The organism is Pandoraea thiooxydans (genome assembly GCF_001931675.1).
Taxonomy (GTDB): domain Bacteria; phylum Pseudomonadota; class Gammaproteobacteria; order Burkholderiales; family Burkholderiaceae; genus Pandoraea; species Pandoraea thiooxydans.
In genome coordinates this window covers 3,618,004-3,638,199 of sequence record NZ_CP014839.1, presented here as the reverse complement: position 1 = coordinate 3,638,199, position 20,196 = coordinate 3,618,004, and the positions used below count along the sequence as shown (strand labels likewise).

Annotated in this window: 23 protein-coding genes; 18 read left to right on the top strand and 5 right to left on the bottom strand. The window is 63.7% G+C overall.

All coding sequences use genetic code 11. The features are described from left to right. Positions 1–91 precede the first annotated feature (91 nt). From PATSB16_RS16700 to PATSB16_RS16685, 4 genes are read left to right on the top strand one after another with little or no spacing between them, the layout of a single operon-like run. Positions 92–1,243: an ABC transporter substrate-binding protein gene (locus tag PATSB16_RS16700; protein ID WP_047215186.1), complete on the top strand. Its 1,152-nt coding sequence runs from the start codon at positions 92–94 to the stop codon at positions 1,241–1,243. Between the two features lie 60 nt (positions 1,244–1,303). Next, positions 1,304–2,119: an enoyl-CoA hydratase/isomerase family protein gene (locus PATSB16_RS16695; protein ID WP_237170248.1), complete on the top strand. Its 816-nt coding sequence runs from the start codon at positions 1,304–1,306 to the stop codon at positions 2,117–2,119. A 58-nt stretch (positions 2,120–2,177) separates the two neighbouring features. After that, the gene (locus PATSB16_RS16690) at positions 2,178–2,804 is read left to right on the top strand and encodes a PhaM family polyhydroxyalkanoate granule multifunctional regulatory protein (RefSeq protein WP_047215184.1); all 627 of its coding nucleotides are present in this window, start codon (positions 2,178–2,180) and stop codon (positions 2,802–2,804) included. 50 nt (positions 2,805–2,854) lie between these two features. After that, positions 2,855–4,072: a patatin-like phospholipase family protein gene (locus tag PATSB16_RS16685; protein ID WP_047215183.1), complete on the top strand. Its 1,218-nt coding sequence runs from the start codon at positions 2,855–2,857 to the stop codon at positions 4,070–4,072. A 15-nt stretch (positions 4,073–4,087) separates the two neighbouring features. Here PATSB16_RS16685 and PATSB16_RS16680 read toward each other — a convergent pair whose 3' ends face one another. Next, entirely contained in the window at positions 4,088–4,531 is a 444-nt protein-coding gene (locus tag PATSB16_RS16680) for a nuclear transport factor 2 family protein (protein WP_047215182.1), read from the bottom strand. 449 nt (positions 4,532–4,980) lie between these two features. Between PATSB16_RS16680 and PATSB16_RS16675 the strand changes: the two genes are divergently transcribed. From PATSB16_RS16675 to PATSB16_RS16665, 3 genes are all read left to right on the top strand, one after another. Further along, positions 4,981–5,853 carry a ferritin family protein gene (locus PATSB16_RS16675; protein WP_047215181.1) on the top strand — a complete coding sequence of 291 codons (873 nt, stop codon included), beginning with the start codon at positions 4,981–4,983 and terminating at the stop codon, positions 5,851–5,853. A 111-nt stretch (positions 5,854–5,964) separates the two neighbouring features. Further along, positions 5,965–6,444, top strand: a complete 480-nt coding sequence (gene rfaE2, locus PATSB16_RS16670; RefSeq protein WP_047215180.1) for a D-glycero-beta-D-manno-heptose 1-phosphate adenylyltransferase — start codon at positions 5,965–5,967, stop codon at positions 6,442–6,444. Beyond that, a complete protein-coding gene (locus PATSB16_RS16665) occupies positions 6,441–7,463 on the top strand; it encodes an asparaginase (protein ID WP_047215179.1) in 1,023 nt (340 codons plus the stop codon). Before rfaE2 ends, PATSB16_RS16665 begins: the two co-directional genes overlap by 4 nt. 15 nt (positions 7,464–7,478) lie before the next feature. On the opposite strand, the gene PATSB16_RS16660 is transcribed toward PATSB16_RS16665, so the two are convergent. The 3 genes from PATSB16_RS16660 to PATSB16_RS16650 are packed head-to-tail and all read right to left on the bottom strand — an operon-like array spanning position 7,479 to position 9,981. After that, the gene (locus PATSB16_RS16660) at positions 7,479–8,267 is read right to left on the bottom strand and encodes an SPOR domain-containing protein (protein WP_047215178.1); all 789 of its coding nucleotides are present in this window, start codon (positions 8,265–8,267) and stop codon (positions 7,479–7,481) included. Next, positions 8,264–9,088 (bottom strand): type III pantothenate kinase, encoded by an 825-nt coding sequence (locus PATSB16_RS16655; protein ID WP_047215177.1) that lies wholly within the window; start codon positions 9,086–9,088, stop codon positions 8,264–8,266. The genes PATSB16_RS16660 and PATSB16_RS16655 overlap by 4 nt, the downstream gene beginning before the upstream one ends. Then, on the bottom strand, positions 9,085–9,981 hold the full coding sequence (locus tag PATSB16_RS16650; RefSeq protein WP_047215176.1) for a biotin--[acetyl-CoA-carboxylase] ligase: 897 nt from the start codon (positions 9,979–9,981) through the stop codon (positions 9,085–9,087). The genes PATSB16_RS16655 and PATSB16_RS16650 overlap by 4 nt, the downstream gene beginning before the upstream one ends. Before the next feature lie 99 nt (positions 9,982–10,080). Here PATSB16_RS16650 and PATSB16_RS16645 point away from each other — a divergent pair, with 99 nt between their 5' ends. The 8 genes from PATSB16_RS16645 (at position 10,081) to PATSB16_RS16610 (ending at position 16,989) form a co-directional block, all read left to right on the top strand. Continuing rightward, positions 10,081–11,202: an MlaE family ABC transporter permease gene (locus PATSB16_RS16645; RefSeq protein ID WP_047215175.1), complete on the top strand. Its 1,122-nt coding sequence runs from the start codon at positions 10,081–10,083 to the stop codon at positions 11,200–11,202. Next, positions 11,199–12,041: an ABC transporter ATP-binding protein gene (locus tag PATSB16_RS16640; protein ID WP_047215174.1), complete on the top strand. Its 843-nt coding sequence runs from the start codon at positions 11,199–11,201 to the stop codon at positions 12,039–12,041. Before PATSB16_RS16645 ends, PATSB16_RS16640 begins: the two co-directional genes overlap by 4 nt. Next, complete coding sequence (locus PATSB16_RS16635) at positions 12,031–12,993, top strand: MlaD family protein (RefSeq protein WP_047215173.1); 963 nt, start codon at positions 12,031–12,033, stop codon at positions 12,991–12,993. Before PATSB16_RS16640 ends, PATSB16_RS16635 begins: the two co-directional genes overlap by 11 nt. A gap of 10 nt (positions 12,994–13,003) precedes the next feature. Further along, the gene (locus tag PATSB16_RS16630; protein WP_047215172.1) at positions 13,004–13,609 is read left to right on the top strand and encodes an ABC-type transport auxiliary lipoprotein family protein; all 606 of its coding nucleotides are present in this window, start codon (positions 13,004–13,006) and stop codon (positions 13,607–13,609) included. Positions 13,610–13,628: 19 nt separating this feature from the next. After that, positions 13,629–14,801 carry a VanZ family protein gene (locus PATSB16_RS16625; RefSeq protein WP_047215171.1) on the top strand — a complete coding sequence of 391 codons (1,173 nt, stop codon included), beginning with the start codon at positions 13,629–13,631 and terminating at the stop codon, positions 14,799–14,801. 92 nt (positions 14,802–14,893) lie between these two features. Next, a complete protein-coding gene (locus PATSB16_RS16620) occupies positions 14,894–15,220 on the top strand; it encodes a (2Fe-2S) ferredoxin domain-containing protein (RefSeq protein WP_047215170.1) in 327 nt (108 codons plus the stop codon). Positions 15,221–15,434: 214 nt separating this feature from the next. Then, positions 15,435–16,607 (top strand): D-alanyl-D-alanine carboxypeptidase family protein, encoded by a 1,173-nt coding sequence (locus PATSB16_RS16615; RefSeq protein WP_047215169.1) that lies wholly within the window; start codon positions 15,435–15,437, stop codon positions 16,605–16,607. 112 nt (positions 16,608–16,719) lie between these two features. Further along, positions 16,720–16,989 (top strand): DUF493 family protein, encoded by a 270-nt coding sequence (locus PATSB16_RS16610; protein ID WP_047215168.1) that lies wholly within the window; start codon positions 16,720–16,722, stop codon positions 16,987–16,989. A 29-nt stretch (positions 16,990–17,018) separates the two neighbouring features. Here PATSB16_RS16610 and PATSB16_RS16605 read toward each other — a convergent pair whose 3' ends face one another. Continuing rightward, positions 17,019–17,954, bottom strand: coding sequence for a transcriptional regulator GcvA (locus PATSB16_RS16605; RefSeq protein ID WP_047215167.1), 936 nt, complete (start codon positions 17,952–17,954; stop codon positions 17,019–17,021). Positions 17,955–18,053: 99 nt separating this feature from the next. Between PATSB16_RS16605 and PATSB16_RS21030 the strand changes: the two genes are divergently transcribed. From PATSB16_RS21030 to lipA, 3 genes are all read left to right on the top strand, one after another. Further along, complete coding sequence (locus tag PATSB16_RS21030) at positions 18,054–18,383, top strand: DUF2917 domain-containing protein (protein ID WP_047215166.1); 330 nt, start codon at positions 18,054–18,056, stop codon at positions 18,381–18,383. Between the two features lie 78 nt (positions 18,384–18,461). After that, the gene (gene lipB / locus PATSB16_RS16595; RefSeq protein WP_047215165.1) at positions 18,462–19,136 is read left to right on the top strand and encodes a lipoyl(octanoyl) transferase LipB; all 675 of its coding nucleotides are present in this window, start codon (positions 18,462–18,464) and stop codon (positions 19,134–19,136) included. Positions 19,137–19,181: 45 nt separating this feature from the next. Beyond that, entirely contained in the window at positions 19,182–20,189 is a 1,008-nt protein-coding gene (lipA, locus tag PATSB16_RS16590) for a lipoyl synthase (RefSeq protein ID WP_047215164.1), read from the top strand. The last annotated feature ends 7 nt before the right edge of the window (positions 20,190–20,196 follow it).

The window sequence follows — 20,196 nt, the reverse complement described above, 5'->3', positions numbered from 1 at the left end:
GCGGGCGGCCGTGTACGGGTCTACCCTGATGCCGGCTGGCGGTGACTGAGTTATTCTTTTACTCCTAAACTATATATTGAGGGGATCCTGAATGCGTGTTTCTTCGTTGCATACTCTGGCTGCCGCGCTGTTGCTGACCGTGGCGGGTACCGCCGCTGCGCAGATCAAGATCGGCGCGGTCCTTTCGATGACCGGGCCGGCCGCCTCGCTGGGCATCCCGGCGCGCAACACGATCGCCTTGCTGCCGCATGAAATTGGTGGCCAGCCGGTGCAGTACATCGTGCTCGACGACGCCTCGGACACGACCGCCGCGGTGCGAGACACCAAGAAATTGATCAACGACGATCATGTGGATGCCATTATCGGCTCGTCGATCACGCCGAACTCGCTGGCAATGATCGACGTGGTGGCCGAGGGCAAGACACCGATGATTTCGCTGGCCTCGTCGGCGCACATCATCGAGCCGATGGACGCCAAGCGGGCCTGGGTCTTCAAGACGCCGCAGACCGACACGCAGATGGCTTCGGCAATTGTCCAGCACGCCAGCGATCATGGCGTGAAGACGCTTGCCTATATTGGCCAGAACGACGCGCTCGGCCAATCGTTTTACGATGCAATCGCCAAGTTCGCCGCCCTGCATCAAATCAAGATCGTCGCCAACGAGCGATTCAACCGGACCGACCCGAGCGTGCTGGGCCAGGTGCTGCACCTCCTGGAGGTCAAGCCGGGCGCGGTGGTGGTGGGCGCGGCCGGCACCCCGGCTGCCTTGCCGCCGCGCACATTGGTCGAGCGCGGTTATAAGGGCCTGATCTATCACAACTATGGCGTGGCCAATAACGACTTCCTGCGCGTGTGCGGCGCGGATTGCAATGGCACTTACCTGGCCGCGAGTCCGGTGGTGGTCGCCGCGCAATTGCCCGACAACAACCCGGCCAAGGCGCCGGCCCTGCATTACACTAAAGTGTACGATGGCAAATATGGCCCGGGTTCCGTATCGGAATTCGGTTCGTACACATGGGACGCCGGCTTGCTGCTGCAGCACGCCATTCCGCAGGCACTGAAGACCGCCAAACCGGGCACGGTTGCGTTCCGTCAGGCGCTGCGCGATGCGCTCGAGTCGACCGACGGCTTGCACGTGAGCAACGGGGTGGTCAATATGAGCAAGACCGACCACCAAGGGCTGGACCAACGCTCCCGTGTGATGGTGGAGATCGAACATGGCAAGTGGGTGCTGGTGAAGTAAGCGCCCGCTGCGCCGAGTCGGATATCCCCGCTGCGGCGGGGATTTTTTATGGAGTCAAGGATGGATTACGCTGATTATCACGCGCTGGAGTTCAAGCGGCACCCCGATGGGATACTCGAGTTGATCATGAACGGGACGGGCGCCAACCGCAGTGGCCTGGCGACCGCCGATCAGGCAATGCATCGTGAGTTGGCCGACGTCTGGCGTGACATCGATCGGGACCCCGAGACCCGCGTGGTGGTCATTCGTGGCGAGGGGAAGGGATTTTCCGGCGGTGGCGACCTGGGATTGGTCGAGGAGATGGCGAACGATTTCGATGTGCGCGCGCGCGTTTGGCGCGAGGCGCGTGATCTGGTCTACAACGTGATCAATTGCAGCAAGCCGATCGTCTCGGCCATGCATGGGCCGGCCGTCGGCGCAGGCCTGGTGGCAGGGCTGCTGGCCGATATTTCGATTGTCGCGAGGAATGCCCGCATCATCGACGGCCACACCAGGCTGGGGGTGGCGGCGGGCGACCATGCGGCGATCGTCTGGCCGTTGCTGTGCGGCATGGCCAAGGCCAAGTACTACCTGTTGCTGTGCGAGCCGGTCAGCGGCGAGGAGGCCGAGCGCATCGGGCTGGTGTCGCTTGCTGTCGACGAGTCGGAGTTGCTGCCCAAGGCATTCGAAGTCGCCGGTAAACTCGCCCATGGCTCGCAAAGTGCGATGCGTTGGACCAAATACGCGCTCAACAATTGGCTGCGCGCGGCCGGTCCCACGTTCGACACGTCGCTGGCGCTCGAATTCATGGGGTTTTCCGGGCCCGACGTGAAGGAGGGCATTGCCTCGCTGCGCGAGCGTCGCGCGCCCGGGTTCGCGCCGGATGCGCCGTTTTGAACCTCGCGGCGTATGATGTAATGAGTACCATCCGATAACGTCCTTGCGGGAGACAACGATGAGCGACGCATCCGCTGCATTGCCGAACGGCTTCGAAATCCTTCAGAAAATGTGGGAGGCCTTTACGCCACCCTCGGCGTTTACCGCACCCTTGACCCAACTGATGGAGAACAGTGCGCCACTACTGAGCCCGGAGGAGTTGGAAAAGCGCATCGCCGAGATGCGAGCGGTCGAACAGTGGCTCACGCTCAACGTCAATATGCTGCGCTCCACCATTCAAGCATTCGAAGTGCAGCGCGCGACCTATGCCACGCTGCGCTCGTTCGGTGCCAGCTTCGGGGCCGCCGCGCAGGGCGCGCAACCCAAGGCGCACGCCGCACCGGCGCAGGACGGCAAGTCCGAGGCGTCCGCGCCGGAGCAACCGGGCGGGGCGCGCGCGGACGGCGACGCGACGTCCGGCCAGTCGCCGTTTGCGGAGGCGGCATCGGCCTATGCGGCGCTGGACCCCAGTCTCTGGTGGAATGCGGTGCGTGACCAGTTCGAGCAGATCGCCGCCGCGGCGCAGTCGGCGTCGGCTGCATCGAGTCCCTCGACGGCGGCCAAGCCCGCCGCGAAGGCAACGACCAAGAGCGCCGGCAAGAAGACAGCGGATAAGTCGCCGCGCAAGCCAGCCGGCGCGGCCTGATTCGCAGGAACGGCCGGTACCCGGGCCGGCCGGTAGCAGCGAGACCGAATATGGCGGCGCCAAGAACGGCGGTTGTGCTGATGGGCGGTGGGGCACGAGCTGCATATCAAGTCGGCGTGCTCAAGGGTATTGCCGAAATCATGCGCGAACTCACCCCCGCCCGGCGCGCGTCGCCTTTTTCCGTCATTTGCGGCACCTCGGCCGGCGCCATCAACGCCGCCGCGGTGGCTTGCCGCGCGGATGACTTCCACGCGGGCATTGCCGATTTGGTGCAGGTGTGGGAGGGTTTTCACGCCGACCAGGTTTTTCGCGCCGACTCTCTGGGCATCATGGCGGTCGGCTCGCGCTGGTTGACCGCCTTGTCGTTGGGTTGGGCGTTGCGCCGCGCTCCGCGTTCGTTGTTCGATTGCTCGCCGCTGGCCGTGTTGCTGCATCGAGCGATGGATCTGGATCGCCTCGAGCGTATCTTCAACGCAGGGATACTGCATGCGCTGTCGGTGACGGCGCTGAGCTATTCGTCCGGCCAGCATGTCACCTTTTACCAGGGCGCCCAGCCGATCCAGCCGTGGGTGCGCACGCAACGGATTGCCCGCCAGGTCCGGCTGGGCGTGGACCACCTGCTGGCCTCCAGCGCCATCCCTTTTCTGTTCCCGGCAGTGCCGCTCGAGCTGGATGGGCATCGGGAATATTTCGGCGACGGATCGATGCGCCAGATCGCGCCGCTGAGCCCGCCGATCCATCTTGGCGCCTCGCGGATCCTGGTGATCGGCGCGGCCCATGCGCAATACGGTGTGGACAGCAGCGGTGAGCCGGCGCCCGGCTATCCGAGCCTGGCGCAAATTGGCGGGCAGGCGCTTGCCAGTGTATTTCTCGATGGCCTGAGCGCCGACGTCGAGCGTCTGAACCACATCAATAACGTGCTGCGTTACGTTGCCGATGCTGACTTGAGCGGCAGCGGCTGGCGTCCGGTGGAAGTGCTGGTGATCGCGCCCAGCCAGCGCATCGAGCCCATCGCGGCACGCCACATCAAATGCCTGCCAGTGCCGGTGCGCGCGATTCTGCGCGGATTGGGTGCGGCCGATGCGCCGGGCGCGGCATTCGCCAGCTATTTGCTGTTCGAGTCGGAGTACACCCGGGAATTGATCGCATTGGGTGAGGCCGACACGTTCGCGCAGCGCGATAAGGTCGAGCTGTGGCTCGGCGGGCCAAGGGCCATTGCGTCGGGCGCTCCGGGCAGCATGCCGCCGCCGGCGATGGCCGCTGATTGACGGCGGCGCCGGAGCTTACCTTGCGGCGCTGGCGCGCCGGCGAAGGAAGCGCATCAGCAAACCCAGCACCGGCAGTTTTTCGTAGAGTTCCTCGGCCGCATCCCAATAATCACGATGGTAAGCGACACGGCCGTCGGCGGCCAGGCGCAGATGTGTGGCGCCGCGAATCTGCCACGCTTCGTGGGACCGATTTCTCAAATGGAAATGAAAGTTCCACGCCAGAAAAACCTGGTGCCCCTGCACGATGGTGGCGGTCACCTCGAAGCGCGGGGCATCGACCTGGGTGAACATGTGCGTGAAGATCCCGGCGATCTGTTGCACGTTGCGCACCTCGTTGAACGGATCCTTGAAATATGCGGTACTGACATAAAACTCACCCAGACTGGCGATACTCTGCAGCGTCAGCGTTTCGAAGAAGCGAATCAGCCGATTCACGGCCGCTGTGTGGTCGATTTCCATGGGCGTTTCTGTGCCGAAAAGAAGGCGAGCGGACTCGTCAATGCCAACGCTAAGGCAGCAGCCACGACTTGGCAAGCCATGAGCGGCCAGTGAGCCGCGGCCAGCGTGCCGCCCGAGGTGCGAATCGAATCGGGTTGATTGGGAATTTTATGTTATTATTCAACGGTTTGTCTCGGATTTTTGGGTGGTCCGGGCAAATGACTTTGACAAGGCATCATTTCCATGGTGATTACCATGGTTCCCGGGAGGTGGGCAATCGACGCGTGCTTGGGACGGTGTTGGCGGGCAGGTTGGGCAGGTGGATTGACCGACTCACTCTCATTGGGGCGCGGGATGGCAGCGCCCGGATGTCGCGTGCGACATCCAAAACACTGCTATTTGCGTAAACTTCATTAAGAATTGAGATCGGTGATGTGGAAGGCTTGGGCCTTCTTCTTGGGGGTAATGAAATGGACGGAATGTTGTATCCGGAGCTATACAGGTCGCTGGAGGCCGTGCGATGGAACATGGAAAAGGATATTCCATGGAGCCAGTTCGACGCATCCCTGCTGTCCGACGAGCAGGCTCGCACGATCAAGATGAACGCCATCACGGAATGGGCGGCTCTGCCGGCCACCGAGATGTTTCTGAGGGACAATCACGACGACAGCGATTTCTCGGCGTTTATGAGCATCTGGTTTTTCGAGGAGCAGAAGCATTCGCTGGTGCTGATGGAATACCTGCGCCGCTTCCGGCCGGATCTGATGCCGACCGAGGAAGAGCTGCATGCGGTGCGCTTCCCGTTCGATCCGGCACCGCCGCTGGAAACCCTGATGCTGCATTTCTGCGGTGAAATTCGCTTGAATCACTGGTATCGCCGCGCTGCCGAGTGGCACACCGAGCCGGTGATCAAATGCATCTATGAAACCATTTCGCGCGATGAAGCCCGTCACGGCGGCGCCTATCTGCGCTACATGAAGAAGGCGATGACGCGCTTCGGCGACACGGCGCGTTCGGCGTTTGCCAAGATCGGTGTGCTGATGGCTTCGGCGCGCCGCACGGAAAAGCCGCTGCACCCGACCAATCTGCACGTCAACAAAGAAATGTTCCCGAACGACACGGTGCAGTCGAAGCTGCCCGACCCGGCGTGGCTCGAGCATTGGCTCGACGAGCAGATCAAGTTCGACGACGGCTGGGAGAAGAAGGTCGTCGACCGGATTCTGCACAACCTGTCTTTGCTGTTCGAGCGCAGTTTCTCGACGGCGCAGGATCTGAACCGCTATCGTAAGGAAATCACATCCCGTCTGGGCAGCGCAATTCAAAACGCGACGCACTCGGTCTGATCGGCGCCGATACGCGACATTGTCAAAGGGGCCTGCGGGCCCCTTTTTGTTGGCGACTCGAGCAATGAGCGTGGGACAATAGCGTCGCCACTTCTTTCACTCACTTTTTCGATGAACGCTGATTTCGAGAGCAAAATCACCACCCGAGAAGCGCTGTGCGCGCGCCGTTCGACATTGCCAGGCCCGCTCGTGTTTACCAATGGCGTGTTCGATATTCTGCATCGCGGGCACGTCACTTATTTGGCGCAGGCGCGAGCGCTGGGCGCCTGCCTGGTGGTGGGGGTCAACAGCGACGCGTCGGTGCGAACGCTCGGCAAGGGGGACGACCGTCCGGTGAATTCGCTCGACGACCGCATGGCGTTGCTGGCCGCGCTGGCCAGTGTCGATTGGGTCGTGCCGTTCGAAGAACACACGCCCTACCAATTGATCGAAGCACTGCGCCCCGACATACTCGTCAAGGGCGGCGATTACGATATGGAGCGGCTGGCCGAAACCGCGCTGGTGCGCAGCTGGGGCGGGCGTGCCCTGGCGATTCCGTTCGATTACGAGCGCTCCACGACGGCGCTGCTGCGCAAAGTGAGGCAATCATGAAATTGGCACCGCTGGTTGAAGTCACCCGTGGCGCGCAGGGGAGCGATACGGTCGAATGTGTCCACTACGGCGCGGTGGCGGTGGTTGACACACACGGCCGCATCCAATATGCCGCTGGCGATCCCGATTTCCTGACCTTCACGCGCTCCACGCTCAAACCGTTTCAGGCATTGCCTTTTGTGCATGGCGGCGGGCCCGCGCATTTCTCGTTGGACTCCAGCGAGCTGGCGATGCTATGCGCCAGTCACTCGGGCGAGACCATGCATGTGCAGGCGGTTGCGCGCCTGCTGGACAAAAGCGGTTGCGACGAGCACCACCTGCAATGCGGGTGCCACGTACCGACCTATTACGCCAGCGTCGGTGAGCCGGTGCCGGCCGATTTGCAACTGACCCAACTGCATCACAATTGCTCCGGCAAGCATGCCGGGTTCCTCGCGTACTGCGTGCAGCACGGCTTGCCGCTTGAGACGTATCTCGACCCGGCGCATACGCTGCAGCGCGAGATCCGGCGCGCCGTTGCCGACGTGACCGCAGTCGATGGCGAGGCGCTGCCCATGGGGATCGATGGGTGCTCGGCGCCGAATTACGCGCTGCCGCTGAGCCATTTGGCCGCCGCCTACGCGCGTCTGGCGCAGGCCGAGCCACAGTCGCGGTATGGCGCCGGCCTGGCCGAGCTGTACGCTGCCATGACGGGTCATCCCGAGCTGGTCTCGGGAACCAATCGCAACGATCTGGCGTTCATGCGCACGATGCCGGGCGACTGGGTCGCGAAAATCGGCGCTGACGGGGTTCAGGCGCTGGGCATCCGCTCGGCCGGGTTAGGTATTGCCATCAAGACTGTCGACGGCAATATGCGTGCGCTGTATACGGCGGCTGTCGAGGTGCTGGTTCAACTGGGCCTGGTGAAGGACCCGATGCAAACGCCGCTTGCCCCCTGGGTCCGGCCCCAGTTGACTAACGCGCGCGGACTGCGTACCGGCGAAGTCCGGCCCGTGCTCGCGCTGCGCCGGGCGGCTTGAGAGCACCGCGGCGCGCTACCGCGCCGCGCATTGCTGCACCGGTGTCGACGGCCATTGTTGGTGGGCCATGGCGATGAGTGAGGTAGCCGTTGCCTTGCTGAGGTTGGACACTCGGTAGGTCAATTGACTGCCACTCGCGGCCTTTTCCGTGACCAGCGGCGCAAACCCTTTCTGCTTCAGTGAGCCGGCCAGTCGTTCGGCCCGGGCTTTCTCATTGAATAAGCCGAGCGATATCGCGAATCCCGGTTTGCCTTGGCTGTCGAGCACGTAGTACTCGGTGACCCCGGCATGACGCAGTTGGGCGGTCAATTGATCCGCCTCGGCGCGGCTGCCGACGTTCGGCAGGTGTACCCACCACCGTGCAACGCTGGGCACGCTTTGCAGGTCACCTTGCCCGGCCGGCATCGTGGCCAGAATCAGCCCCTTGGCCTGGGTTGCCTCGGCCGCCCCGAGCGGACCGATTTCGACGCAATCGGCCGGCGCGCCGGGGGCGGACGGCGCCGATGCCGGCGGCGGCGCGCTGGCCGATGACGCGGTTTGTGCCGGCGAGGCGGGTGTCGGAGGCGTCGGCTCCAGCGGCGTCGCCACCGGCGGGGCGGGCAGCGGCACGGCATTGGCGACGGCTGGCGTGGCGAGCGCGACGCTTACGCCGGGCGGCAGCACACGCAGTCTTTCCGGATGAATCTGCCGCGCCAGCCGCCCGGGGTCATGTTCGCCGTTGCCCACCGGCAACCAGCCCAACTGAGCCGCAAGCAAGCCTGCGTTGACGAGCAGCAGCCCGACCAGCAATGACGCGCGAATCATAGTGTGTGGCTTTCCAAAGACGCGTTTGATTCCGAGGAGGCAATTTCGAACAGGCCGGCCAGGACCAGATTATCGTGCGCGGTGTGAGATATGCAAAGATGGGGCGACAGCCACCGCCCGGCGCCGCCCGTCAGCACGCACCGCACCTCGCCGAGCCGTGCGCGCAGGGCGGCATGACTGCGCTCGATCAGACCCACCTGGGCGGCCAGGCAGCCGGCCAGCATGGCCGCGCGAGTGTTGGTTGCGAATGGGGCATCGGCCGGTTGCTCGGGCAATACGGCGGGCAGTTGCGCGGTGCCGTTGGCCAGTGACGACAGCATCAATGCCGGTCCGGGGGCGATCAGTCCGCCGAGAAAGTCGCCGACGGCGCTCAGGCTCTCCAACGTGGTCGCCGTGCCCAGCGTGGCGACCAGCAGATGCTCGCCGGGGAATGCCGCGCGCGCGCCGATCAGCGTTGCCCAGCGGTCGCAGCCGAGCTGCGCGGGTTCGGTGTAATGGTTGACAATGCCGCACTGGGTTGCCTGGGCGCGGATGCTGTGCAGACGGGGCACGGGCGCGGCCTTCCCCCAGAGTTGTCGCAGGGTGTCGCGCAATCCCTGTTCGGCCGCCGTGCCGGCGACGTTGGATAGCCAGACGTGCGGCGGCGCAGTGGCCGTCGCCGCCGCAAGTTGCTCGGCAAGCGCCGGCCAGTCACGTTGGGCGACGGCGCCGCTGGCCGAATATGCGGGCTGGCGAGGTTGCCAGTTTTGCGGCCGCGGCATGGGCGCGAGCGCCCACTTCAGGCGCGTATTGCCCGCATCGATCAAGAGGGCGGGGCTCACGCGCGCTCCCGGGGCCGCAGCGAAACCTGGCCGCTGGTGACGAGTTGCACGCCGTCGGCGGTGCCCAGCCGCAGGCAGCCGCTGTCGTCGACACCCAGCGCAATGCCTTCGGTGTCGGCCATCCCCGGCTGTACCAGTCGCACGGGCTGGCCAGCGAAGCCGTGCAGCGCCTCCCAGGCGGGACGGAATGCCGCGAAGCCGTCGACGGCAAAGCGCGTCAGCATCTGCTCGAGTTGATCGAGCAGGACTGCCAGCGTGTGGGTCATATCGACTTGCGACAGAATTTCTTCCAGCGCGGCGGGCCGCGCTGCGGCCAACGCCTGAGGCTGTTCGGCCTGGTCGGCGGCCAGTTGCGCATCGAGTGCCTGCGTGTGTCGCAGGTTCAGGCCGATGCCGATGACGACCGTGGTGCGTCCCGCCTCGGCCCCGTTCGCTTCGATCAGAATACCGGCCAATTTACGGCCGGCCAGCAAGACGTCGTTGGGCCATTTCAGCGTCAACGCTTGCGGCGCCGAAAGCGGTAGCCGCTGCAGGCCCTCGATCACGGCGACCCCGGTGGCCAGGCTCAAGCCGGCCAATTGCGGCAGCGTGAGAGGCAAACCGCAGGCCACTGAAAACATCAGGCTGTCGCCCGGCATGCCGCGCCAGACACGGCCTCGCTGGCCGCGCCCCGCTTCTTGCCGGTAAGCCAGCCGCATGGTGGGCTTACCCGGCGAGGCGTTGCGCCAACGGTTGAGCAAATCGGTGTTGGTCGAGCCGGTTGTCTCGACCAATTCGATATCCCAGCCGGTGACCGCGCGACTCGTCAAGGCCGCCAGGCGAGCGCGGTCGATTTGCCGCGCCGGCGCCTGGTCGCCGGCGCCCGGGGAAGAATCGGAAAATGGGGTTTTCATAGGACGGTATTGTAACGGCGCGCCGGCATCGGGCGGGGGGCTGCGTTGGCTTCTGGCTTACAATGGCGAAGCTCAATTTCGTGTCGGGAGAAACCAGCATTGGAGCGTGACATTCCACCGAGCCTGGAACTCAAGCAAGATGCGCAAGGCCACGTCGTGGTGTTGCAAGGCCTGTGGACTGCTTTCGCGCTGGCGCGCCGCAAGAAAACCGTGGTGCGCCTGATGCGCGCGTTGCCGTCGGGCGAGCTCGGCTGGGACCTCAATGCCGTGGAGCGGCTCGACCACGTGGGCGCTCAGGCGCTGTGGCGTTATTGGCAACGGCGTCTGCCGGCGCGCATCGCCCTGAGCGAAAACCAGCGAACCATGTTCGAGCGTCTGGCGGCATTCGATCAGCGCCGCGAAACGCCCAAACCGCCGCCGCATATCGACATCGTCAGCCGGCTCGGGCTGGCCGTGTTCTCGCTCGTCGATCATCTGCGCGGCGGCGTGACGATGCTGGGCCAGTTCGTGCTTGATTTGATGCATGTAGTGCGGCATCCGCTGCGTGGGCCGTGGCGGGAAATTTCCGCGAATATCTACAGCACGGGCGCCCAGGCGCTGGGCATTACCGCCCTGGTGGCATTTCTGATCGGCATTGTGTTGTCGTATCTGTCTGCTCAGCAGTTGAAGGTGTTCGGCGCCAGCACCTTTATTGTCAACATTCTCGGCCTGTCGGTAATCCGCGAACTCGGGCCGGTGCTCTCGGCGATTCTCGTCGCGGGACGCTCGGGCTCGGCGATCACCGCGCAACTCGGCGTCATGCGGGTGACCGAGGAGCTCGATGCGATGAGGGTGATGGATATTCCCCACGGACTCCGACTGATTCTGCCGAAGGTGATCGCGCTGGGCATCTCGATGCCGCTGTTGGTGATGTGGACCAACGTCATTGCCTTGATCGGCGGCATGGTGGCGGCGAACGCTGCACTTGGCATTGGCTACCATTACTTCATCTTTGCGCTGCCGGGCGCGGTGCCGCTGGCCAATCTCTGGATCGGTCTTGGCAAAGGGGTGGTGTTCGGCATGCTGATCGCCTTTGTCGCATGCCATTTCGGCCTGCGCATCAAACCGAATACGCGCAGCCTGGGCGAGGGCACCACGACATCGGTCGTCACTTCCATTACGGTGGTGATCCTGGCGGACGCTATTTTTGCCATCGTGTTCTCCGGCGTGGGTGTCCGATGAGTTCGCCCCACCTCGCCGCCCATGCGCCGGCCGAGACCGTCATTGATGTGCGTGACTTGTGCAAGCGCTATGGCAGCGCGGTGATTCACGAACATCTGGATCTGACGATCAACCGTGGGGAAGTGATTGCGCTGGTCGGCGGATCCGGTTCGGGCAAGACCACGCTGGTGCGCCAGATCATAGGGCTGGAGGCCCCGAGCAGTGGCCGCATCACGGTGCTTGGACACGACATCACCAATGCCGATGCGAGGACGGTGCACCTGCTGCGCCGCCGCACCGGCATGCTGTTCCAGCACGGCGCCCTGTTTTCGGCGTTGAACGTGTTCGACAATATCGCCCAGCCTTTGCGGGAGCTCCATACGGTGCCCGAAGACCTGATCAACGATGTGGTGATGCTCAAGCTCGATATGGTCGGGCTGCCATGCAGGGCGGCCATGCTGATGCCCTCCGAACTCTCGGGGGGCATGATCAAGCGCGTCGGCATTGCCCGGGCCCTGTCGATGGAGCCCGAATTGCTGTTTCTGGACGAGCCGACCGCCGGGCTCGATCCGCAGGCCTCCGACGAGTTTGTTTCGTTGATCGGCGATCTGCATCGTGAACTGGGTCTGACCGTGGTGATGGTGACGCACGACCTCGATACCATGGTGCTGCTTTCTACTCGCGTGGCGGTACTGGCCGAGCGCCGGGTACTGGTCAATGCACCGGTCGAAGATGTGGTGCGGGTCGATCATCCTTTCATTCACGACTACTTCCTCGGCGCGCGGGGCCGCCGGGCGCTCGGGGCCTTGCCGCCCCAGCGCCGTGCCGCGCTCTCGGAGATATTGCAAGATGGAAAATAAATCCCACGCCTTCCTGGCGGGCCTGTTCACCATCGGCCTGGTGGCCGCGGTGATCCTGACGCTGCTGTGGTTCAATCGCGACAATACCGAGCGCGTGCCCTACGATTTGATCTCCCGCACTAACGTCAACGGACTCAATCCCGAGGCAGCGGTGCGTTACCGTGGCCTGGACGTTGGCAAGGTCCAGAGCATTCACTTCGATCCCGCCAATCCGGGGCAGATCGTGATTCGCATTCTGGTCAACAAGGACGCGCCGATGACGCATTCGACCTTTGCCAATCTCGGGTTCCAGGGCGTGACCGGCATTGCCTATGTGCAGCTGGACGATACCGGCCGCGACAAGGCTCCGCTCGTCTCGACGCCGGCACACGTGGCGCGTCTCTATATGCGGCCGAGTTTTCTCGATGAGTTGCAGCAGCGCGGCACGACCCTGCTGAACCAGGTGCAACAGCTGAGCACCTCGCTCAATCGACTTTTCAGCCGGGCCAATCGCGACGAGATGATGAGTATGGTGGCCGGCATCAAATCGGCGGCGGACAATCTCAGCGACCTGACCGGCAAGCTGGCGCCGGCGGCACGGCAACTGCCGCAGACGCTCGATACGCTCGATCGCACCTTGGCCTCGACCAACCGGCTGGCGACCGAACTATCGGATCCGCACGGGCCGCTCACGCGCAATTTGAACAGCATTGGCCAGGCCGCCAGCCAGGCGACGGCGAGTCTGGCGGCGCTGCAGCAGACCACCATCGAGCTGAGCGGCACGCTGGAGCAAGAGTCGCTGCCGCGTTTTAACGTGCTGAGCGATCAGGCCCGCACGACTATGCAGTCATTGGGCGCTGCCGCCGACACCGTCAGCCGCAATCCCCGCAGCCTGCTGTTCGGCGTCACACCGCCGACCCCTGGCCCGGGCGAGAGTGGCTTTGCGTGGCCGTCAACCGTTCCGCAAAATTGAGAGTCGATCCATGAAACGACTGTGCCTTCTCTTCGCGTGTGCCGCTGCGCTTCTGTTATCCGCATGCGCCAGCGGCCCATTGCCAGCGAATATCGAGCGCTTTGATCTCGGGCCGCCGCCGGTGGCTGCGCCTGGATCCCCGGCGAACTCCGGGCGCACCCTGGCGCCGATCAAAGTCATGGTGGCGGCGCCCACCTGGCTCGACCAGGAATCGATGTACTACCGCCTGCCGGGCGCCGACGGCGACCAGGCGCGTGCCTATGCCGACAGCCGTTGGCTGGCGCCGCCCCAGCGCCTGTTCGGCGAGCGCCTGCGAGCGCGGCTGGCGAGCCAGCGCAGCGTGCTCAATGCCGGCGACCCGGTGGCGGCGCCGCTGTTGAAGATCGAGCTGGACGAATTCACTCAGGTGTTCGACAGCCGTAGCCGCAGTCACGGCGCGGTCGTGCTGCGCGCCAGCGTTTTCGATCATGACAGGTTGGTCGCGCAAACCACGCTGCACGTGACGCGTCCGGCACCGAGCAACGACGCACGTGGCGGCGTGGCAGCCTTGCGTGCGGCTACCGATGCGGCCCAGGCGGCGCTGGTGCGATGGCTCGCCACGGTGCCGCTGTCTTGACGCGCGGCGGGCGCGAACCGTGAGCGGCGGTTCGCTCAAACCCTGGCAGCGCCGCGCTTCGCCGTTGGTGCGCCAGGCCCTGCTGGCCCTGGTGGTGCTGATGGTCTACGCCAGCCTGTATCCGTTCGACTGGCAGGGCGCCACGGTCGGCCCGTTCGATTTCGTGCTGGCGCCGTTGCCGCGTTATCTGACCTGGTTCGACGTGATCGTCAACGTGCTCGGCTATTTGCCGCTGGGCATCGCCGTGGTGCTGGCATTGCATCCGGCCTGGCGCGGCGCCAGGGCCGTATTTGCAGCATTTGCCGCGGGGCTGGTGCTGTCGGGGGCGATGGAGTCGTTGCAGACCTATTTGCCGTCTCGCGTGTCGTCCAACGTCGATCTGGCAACCAACGCGTTGGGCGCGCTGATCGGCGGTGCGATTGCCGCGCCGCTGGCCAGCCCGTTGCTCGATCGCGGCTGGCTGCGCCATTGGCGTCTGGCCTGGTTCGACCGGCGCGCCAGCGCCGCATTGGCGCTGCTCGGCCTGTGGCCGCTGGCGCAGGCCTACCCGCAGCAATTTCTTTTCGGCACGGGCGCCCTGATGCGGCAGATCTGGTTGAGTCTGGACCCCGGCGCGACCGGCACGCTGCTTGGCTGGGTTCCCGGTCTGGCGCACCTGCGGCGGGATGTCGCGACACTTGACCCGATCGCCGGACAGTTTGCCTGGGAGGCCATGGTGGCAGCCAGCGGCACGCTCGTGGCGGGCCTGTTGCCGACCCTGTCGATGCGCCGCTCGGCGCCGCGTTTGCGCCTGATACTGGCCTTGCTGAGCGCAGGAATCGCCGTCAAGACGGCTGCCGCCGCGCTGCAATTTTCCCCGGCCCAGGCATTTGACTGGGTGACGCCGGGCGCCGTGCTGGGCCTGGCGAGCGGTTTGGTTCTCCTGCTGCTGACGGCCCGGCTGCCGCGCGGCATGCGGGGTGGCGTTGCCCTGCTGGCCCTGTCGGTGGGTTTGTTGCTGGTCAATGTGCTGCCGGTCAACCCCTACTATCAAATGGCGCTCGATGCGTGGCGCCAGGGACAATATCTGCATTTCAACGTGCTGGCGCGATGGATCGATTTGATCTGGCCCTATTTGGCGCTGGTTTATTTGTTGGCGATGTTCGACCCGACTCACCGGGGTCACCCCAGACTCCCGCCGGACAAGCCTTGAGCCGCCTGTCCAGGCGCGGCGCACTGATTTTGCGTGGCTCGGTTAGAATGGTTCGTATCCATTGATATCGCACGCTTCGGCCCCCTTTTCCCATGTCCCAGTATTACCGGCATCACGTCTTCTTTTGCCTGAACCAGCGCGAGCCCGATGCGCCGCGTCCGAGTTGCGCGAACTGCAACGCGCAAGCGATGCAGGAGTATGCGAAAAAGCGCGTCAAGGCTCTCGGCCTGGCGGGCCCGGGCCAGGTGCGCATCAACAAGGCCGGTTGCCTGGACCGGTGCGAAGACGGGCCGACCGTGGTGGTTTATCCGGAAGGCGTCTGGTACACCTACATCGACGAAGCCGATATCGACGAGATCGTCGATAGTCACCTGGTCAACGGCAAGATCGTCGAACGCCTGCTGATCGATGCTCCCTGACGGGTTTTCATCGAACGGCTGAGCGGCGAAGCCCGACAGGCACGCGAAAGAGCCGGTTGGGCTGGCTCGGGACATCTCCTGGTGCCCGCCCGGGCGCAGGGAATATCATTCGCTGAACTAATGGTTGGTGTGGATTGTCTGACGGCGGCGCCCCCGCCGAAGTAGTCAGACATTCGATGGCTACTGCCTTAGCACCCCGTTTCGTGAATCGCCAATGAATATTTCCACCGCGTTTTCCCGTGTCGCTTGCGTAGCGACGCTCGTTGCCGTTTCGTTGACTGCGCAGGCGCAGGTTCCGCCACCCCCGATGAGCGCCAAGGCCTGGCTGATCAGCGATCTGACGAGTGGCCAGCTCCTCGCGCAAGGCAATCCCGATAAGCGCATCCCGCCCGCCTCGCTGGCCAAACTGATGACGTCTTATCTGGTGTTCGAGGCACTCAAGAATAAAAGTATCTCGATGGATCAGACGGTGCGGCCAAGCGAGTCCGTGCGCTCGGTCGGGGCTGACGAATCGCGCACCTTCATCGAAGCGGGCAAACCGATCAGCGTGCACGATCTGGTGTACGGCATGATCGTGCAGTCGGGTAACGACGCGACGATTGCACTGGCCGAGTTGATTGGCGGTTCGCAGGCGAACTTCGTCAACATGATGAATCATGAGGCCAAGCGGCTGGGACTGAAGAATACGCATTATGTAAATGTCGACGGCCTGCCCGATCCGCAGAACTACACGACGGTTGCCGACCTGGCGATTCTGTCGGCCCGGCTGATCGAGGATTTTCCCGAGTACTACCCGATTTATGCGGTCAAGTCGTTCACCTATAACCATATCCGTCAATGGAACCGGAATCGCCTGTTGTTCCTGGATCCGACGGTCGACGGGCTCAAGACCGGGCATACCGAAGAGGCGGGTTATTGCCTGATTGCCTCCGCGCACCGGCCCATGCCGAATGTGCCGGGTGTGGATCGACGCGTGCTGGCCATCGCAGTTGGCAACACCACCGAACGTGCCCGTGTGCAAGACACGCTCAGCGCGTTGAACTACGCTTATCAGAGCTTCGATACGTTGCGCGTATACGGCGCGGGTCAGGTGATCGCCAAGCCGCGCATCTGGAAGGGCCGGGCCAATACCGTCGAGATCGGTGTCGACAAGGACACCTTTGTCACCCTTCCCAAGGGGCTGGGCGATAAAATCAAGCCTGTGCTGGAAGTGCGCGCGCCGCTGATCGCGCCGCTGGCCAAGGGCGCGGTGGTCGGTACGGTGAACATCACGGCCGATGGCAAGCAGGTCGCTGCGTTCCCGGTGGTGGCGCTGCAGGATGTGCCGCAGGCCGGCATTCTGGGGCGTGCTTGGGATGCCCTGCGATTGAAGTTCTTGAAAAAATGAGAATCGGCCCGCATCAATGGCATCCCGGATCGGCATCGGCGACGCCCCCCATGCCGAGCCAAATTTTTTGTAAGCTGTTGCGCGCCAGGCTTGGGCGCGCCAAGGAAAACCCATGAGTCCCGTCAACGAAACCCTGCTCGAATTTCCGTGCGATTTTCCCATCAAGGTGATGGGCAGGATGCAGCCTGAGTTTGCGCAAAGCATTGCCCAACTGATGCAGCAATTCGATGCTGAGTTCGACGCCGCGCGCATTGAAATGCGGCCGTCCCGGGCCGGCAATTACCTCGGTCTGACGGTGACCGTGCGAGCGACGAGCCGTGCCCATCTCGACGATATCTACCGCGCCTTGACCGCTCATCCGATGGTGACCGTGGTGTTGTGACGGCGCTGTGCGGCGTCTGGCCACGTGGTTCAGGCGGCAATCGTGTGCGCCCGCTCCAGTTGCATGTATTCGGTACGGAACAGGGCGATTTCGTCCATGAACCAGTCACGGAATGCGCTCACCCGCTGGGTCTTGAGCAGTGCGGGCGGGCACGCGAAATAATAGTCCCACGCATAGGCGCTATCGATGTCGAACAGCCGCACGAGCCGGCCGGCGGCCAGGTCGTTGGTGGCGAGCGAACGGCGCACCAGGGCTACGCCCTGGCCGTCGATCGCGGCCTGCAGCATCATTGCCGAATCCTCGTAGAGAATGCCGCTGCGCGGCTCCGGAATATCGTGAATGCCGGCGGCTTCGAACCAGGGCTGCCAGGGTTCGTCGACCGAGCGCAGCAGGGTGCAGTGACGTAAATCGCCAGGTTGGGCCGGAAGCTTTCCGCCGTTGAAACCGGGACTGCAGGCGGGGAAAAACACTTCGTCCAGCACCTTCTCCGCGTGCAGGCCGGGCCACGTCCCATTGCCGAGTCGGATGACGACGTCGACGTCGTCCCGGGTGAAATCGATCAGCGATATGCTGCAGCGCAGTTCCACTTCGAGTTGCGGGTGCAGTTCGATAAAGCGTCCGATGCGCGGTGTCAGCCAGCGGGCTGCGAACGACGGCATGGTGCTCAGGACCAGCCGCCGCTCGTGACGGGCGCCGGCGCGCAGCGCCTGGGTCGCACGGGCGATATCGAGCAGCGCGTCGCGCACGCAGGCAGCGTAGGTGCGGCCTGCCGGTGTCAGGCTGACACGCTTGCCGTGCCGAGCAAACAATGGAGTACCCAGTTCTTCCTCGAGTGCCCGGATTTGGTGGCTGATCGCACCATGGGTGACGAACAGCTCTTCCGCGGCGCGCGAAAAGCTCTCCTGGCGCGCCGCCGCCTCGAATGCGCGCAGGGCGCCAAGGTTCGGGAGCTTGCGAATGTCCATGTGAAAAATATTGACAAGAAAGGAAAAATTTATCCTTTGGCCGTTGAGGCGTCAAGTCATATTATCAACACATCGACCAACGCAACGCGGAGCCCGAAAATGACAAATAAACTAACAAAAATCCAATACGTTTACAGCCTGCAACAGGATGACGTTCTGGCGCTGAAGCTGTCCAGCGCGCACACGCTGACGGCGGGTTCGACGCGCCTTTGGATCACCCGTGCGCATGACGCGACCGATTATTGGCTGGCGCCCGGCGAATCGCTGCAACTCGAACCGCACCGGCAGCACTGGGTCTCGGCGGAAGCGTCTGGCGACATTCTGATCGGGCGCGCCGCGCCACGCCGCCTGGGAGCGTGGCGCCAACTGCTGGCCCGCGCCGGGCATCTGCGGCGCCCCGCACAGCAGCACTGCGGCGCGCCGACCTGAGTGCATCCTTTTTGCGCCGATGGGTTCGACGCGGCGCGCAGGCGAGCACGCTCAGGTGGGTTTCGCTAAACTAGCCGAATGACTTTCTCGATTGACGTGTGCTGGCGCGGCACCGAAGACTACCAGCGCAGTTTCGACGCGATGCGCGCCTATACCGACGCACGCGTGCCCGATACCCCCGACCAGCTCTGGCTGGTCGAGCACCCCGCCGTCTATACGCTGGGTCTGGCGGGCAATCCAGCCCATCTGCTGCTGGCCGATACCGGCATCCCCCTCGTTAAGGTGGATCGCGGCGGGCAGATCACCTATCACGGCCCGGGCCAGGTGGTTGCCTATACGCTGATCGACCTGCGGCGGCGCAAGTTGATGGTGAGGGAATTCGTCAATCTGATCGAGCAGGCGGCGATCGATACGCTGGCGGCGTATAATCTCGCGGGTGAGCGCAAAGCCGGCGCGCCGGGGATTTACGTGGCCCCGACGGCCGCTCAAGATCCGTATCGCGGCGCCAAAATCGCAGCGCTGGGACTGAAGATCCGCAACGGGTGCAGCTACCATGGCGTCAGTTTGAACGTGGCCATGGATCTGCGCCCATTTTCCTGGATCAATCCGTGCGGCTATGCCGGCTTGCAAACCATTGACATGGCCACGCTCGGTGTGGCCGCCGGCTGGAACGAGGTGGCGCAAAAGCTGGCCGAACGGCTGTCTTTTCATCTCGAGCAGCATACCTTGCGGCTCGCCTCGCTGGCGGGCTGAGTTTTTCTTGCCTGCGGGTTGCCGCGCCGCGGGATTGGACGCTTTATGACGAATACCGTGTCACCCAACGATAGCCAACCTTCCTCGCAGGAAGTCCGCAGTATCGACGGCCCCTACGATGCTTCGGCCAAGCAAAAGTCGCAGGCCAAGACCGCGCGTATCCCGATCAAGATCGTGCCGGCGGAAAAACTCAAGAAACCCGAGTGGATTCGCGTCAAGGCTGCCACCGGGAACTCGCGGTTTTACGAAATCAAACAGATTCTGCGCGATCATAATCTGTACACGGTTTGCGAGGAGGCCAGCTGCCCGAACATCGGCGAATGCTTCGGCAAGGGCACGGCCACCTTCATGATCATGGGTGACAAATGCACGCGCCGCTGCCCCTTCTGCGACGTCGGTCACGGCCGCCCCGATCCGCTGGACGCGGCAGAGCCGCTGAATCTGGCCAAGACCATCGCCGCCCTGAAACTGAAATATGTCGTGATCACCAGCGTCGATCGCGATGACCTGCGCGACGGCGGGGCGCAGCACTTCGTCGATTGCATTCGGCAAGTGCGCGAGCATTCGCCGGCAACCCGCATCGAAATTCTTACACCGGATTTTCGGGGGCGCCTGGATCGGGCCCTGGGCATCCTGAATGCCGCGCCGCCCGATGTGATGAATCACAACCTCGAAACAGTGCCGCGCCTGTACAAGGAAGCCCGGCCGGGATCCGACTACCAACATTCGTTGAATCTGCTCAAGGAATTCAAGCGGCTGCATCCGGAGGTGCCCGCCAAATCGGGCCTGATGGTCGGCCTGGGCGAAACCGACGAGGAAATCCTGCAGGTGATGCGCGACCTGCGGGCGCACGACGTCGATATGCTGACGATCGGGCAATACCTGCAGCCGTCCGAGCATCACCTGCCGGTGCGCCGCTATGTCACTCCCGAGACTTTCAAGATGTTCGAGGAAGAGGCGCTCAAAATGGGGTTCTCGCATGCGGCCGTCGGCGCGATGGTGCGATCGAGCTACCACGCCGACGTGCAGGCGCACGAAGCTGGTGTCGTGTGACGCTGGC

Bases quoted from the DNA above. Each gene is read 5' to 3' on its own strand.
- PATSB16_RS16700 (WP_047215186.1), top strand. From the start codon at position 92: ATGCGTGTTTCTTCGTTGCATACTCTGGCTGCCGCGCTGTTGCTGACC.
- PATSB16_RS16695 (WP_237170248.1), top strand. From the start codon at position 1,304: ATGGATTACGCTGATTATCACGCGCTGGAGTTCAAGCGGCACCCCGAT.
- PATSB16_RS16690 (WP_047215184.1), top strand. From the start codon at position 2,178: ATGAGCGACGCATCCGCTGCATTGCCGAACGGCTTCGAAATCCTTCAG.
- PATSB16_RS16685 (WP_047215183.1), top strand. From the start codon at position 2,855: ATGGCGGCGCCAAGAACGGCGGTTGTGCTGATGGGCGGTGGGGCACGA.
- PATSB16_RS16680 (WP_047215182.1), bottom strand. From the start codon at position 4,531: ATGGAAATCGACCACACAGCGGCCGTGAATCGGCTGATTCGCTTCTTC.
- PATSB16_RS16675 (WP_047215181.1), top strand. From the start codon at position 4,981: ATGGACGGAATGTTGTATCCGGAGCTATACAGGTCGCTGGAGGCCGTG.
- rfaE2 (WP_047215180.1), top strand. From the start codon at position 5,965: ATGAACGCTGATTTCGAGAGCAAAATCACCACCCGAGAAGCGCTGTGC.
- PATSB16_RS16665 (WP_047215179.1), top strand. From the start codon at position 6,441: ATGAAATTGGCACCGCTGGTTGAAGTCACCCGTGGCGCGCAGGGGAGC.
- PATSB16_RS16660 (WP_047215178.1), bottom strand. From the start codon at position 8,267: ATGATTCGCGCGTCATTGCTGGTCGGGCTGCTGCTCGTCAACGCAGGC.
- PATSB16_RS16650 (WP_047215176.1), bottom strand. From the start codon at position 9,981: ATGAAAACCCCATTTTCCGATTCTTCCCCGGGCGCCGGCGACCAGGCG.
- PATSB16_RS16640 (WP_047215174.1), top strand. From the start codon at position 11,199: ATGAGTTCGCCCCACCTCGCCGCCCATGCGCCGGCCGAGACCGTCATT.
- PATSB16_RS16635 (WP_047215173.1), top strand. From the start codon at position 12,031: ATGGAAAATAAATCCCACGCCTTCCTGGCGGGCCTGTTCACCATCGGC.
- PATSB16_RS16630 (WP_047215172.1), top strand. From the start codon at position 13,004: ATGAAACGACTGTGCCTTCTCTTCGCGTGTGCCGCTGCGCTTCTGTTA.
- PATSB16_RS16620 (WP_047215170.1), top strand. From the start codon at position 14,894: ATGTCCCAGTATTACCGGCATCACGTCTTCTTTTGCCTGAACCAGCGC.
- PATSB16_RS16615 (WP_047215169.1), top strand. From the start codon at position 15,435: ATGAATATTTCCACCGCGTTTTCCCGTGTCGCTTGCGTAGCGACGCTC.
- PATSB16_RS16610 (WP_047215168.1), top strand. From the start codon at position 16,720: ATGAGTCCCGTCAACGAAACCCTGCTCGAATTTCCGTGCGATTTTCCC.
- PATSB16_RS16605 (WP_047215167.1), bottom strand. From the start codon at position 17,954: ATGGACATTCGCAAGCTCCCGAACCTTGGCGCCCTGCGCGCATTCGAG.
- PATSB16_RS21030 (WP_047215166.1), top strand. From the start codon at position 18,054: ATGACAAATAAACTAACAAAAATCCAATACGTTTACAGCCTGCAACAG.
- lipB (WP_047215165.1), top strand. From the start codon at position 18,462: ATGACTTTCTCGATTGACGTGTGCTGGCGCGGCACCGAAGACTACCAG.
- lipA (WP_047215164.1), top strand. From the start codon at position 19,182: ATGACGAATACCGTGTCACCCAACGATAGCCAACCTTCCTCGCAGGAA.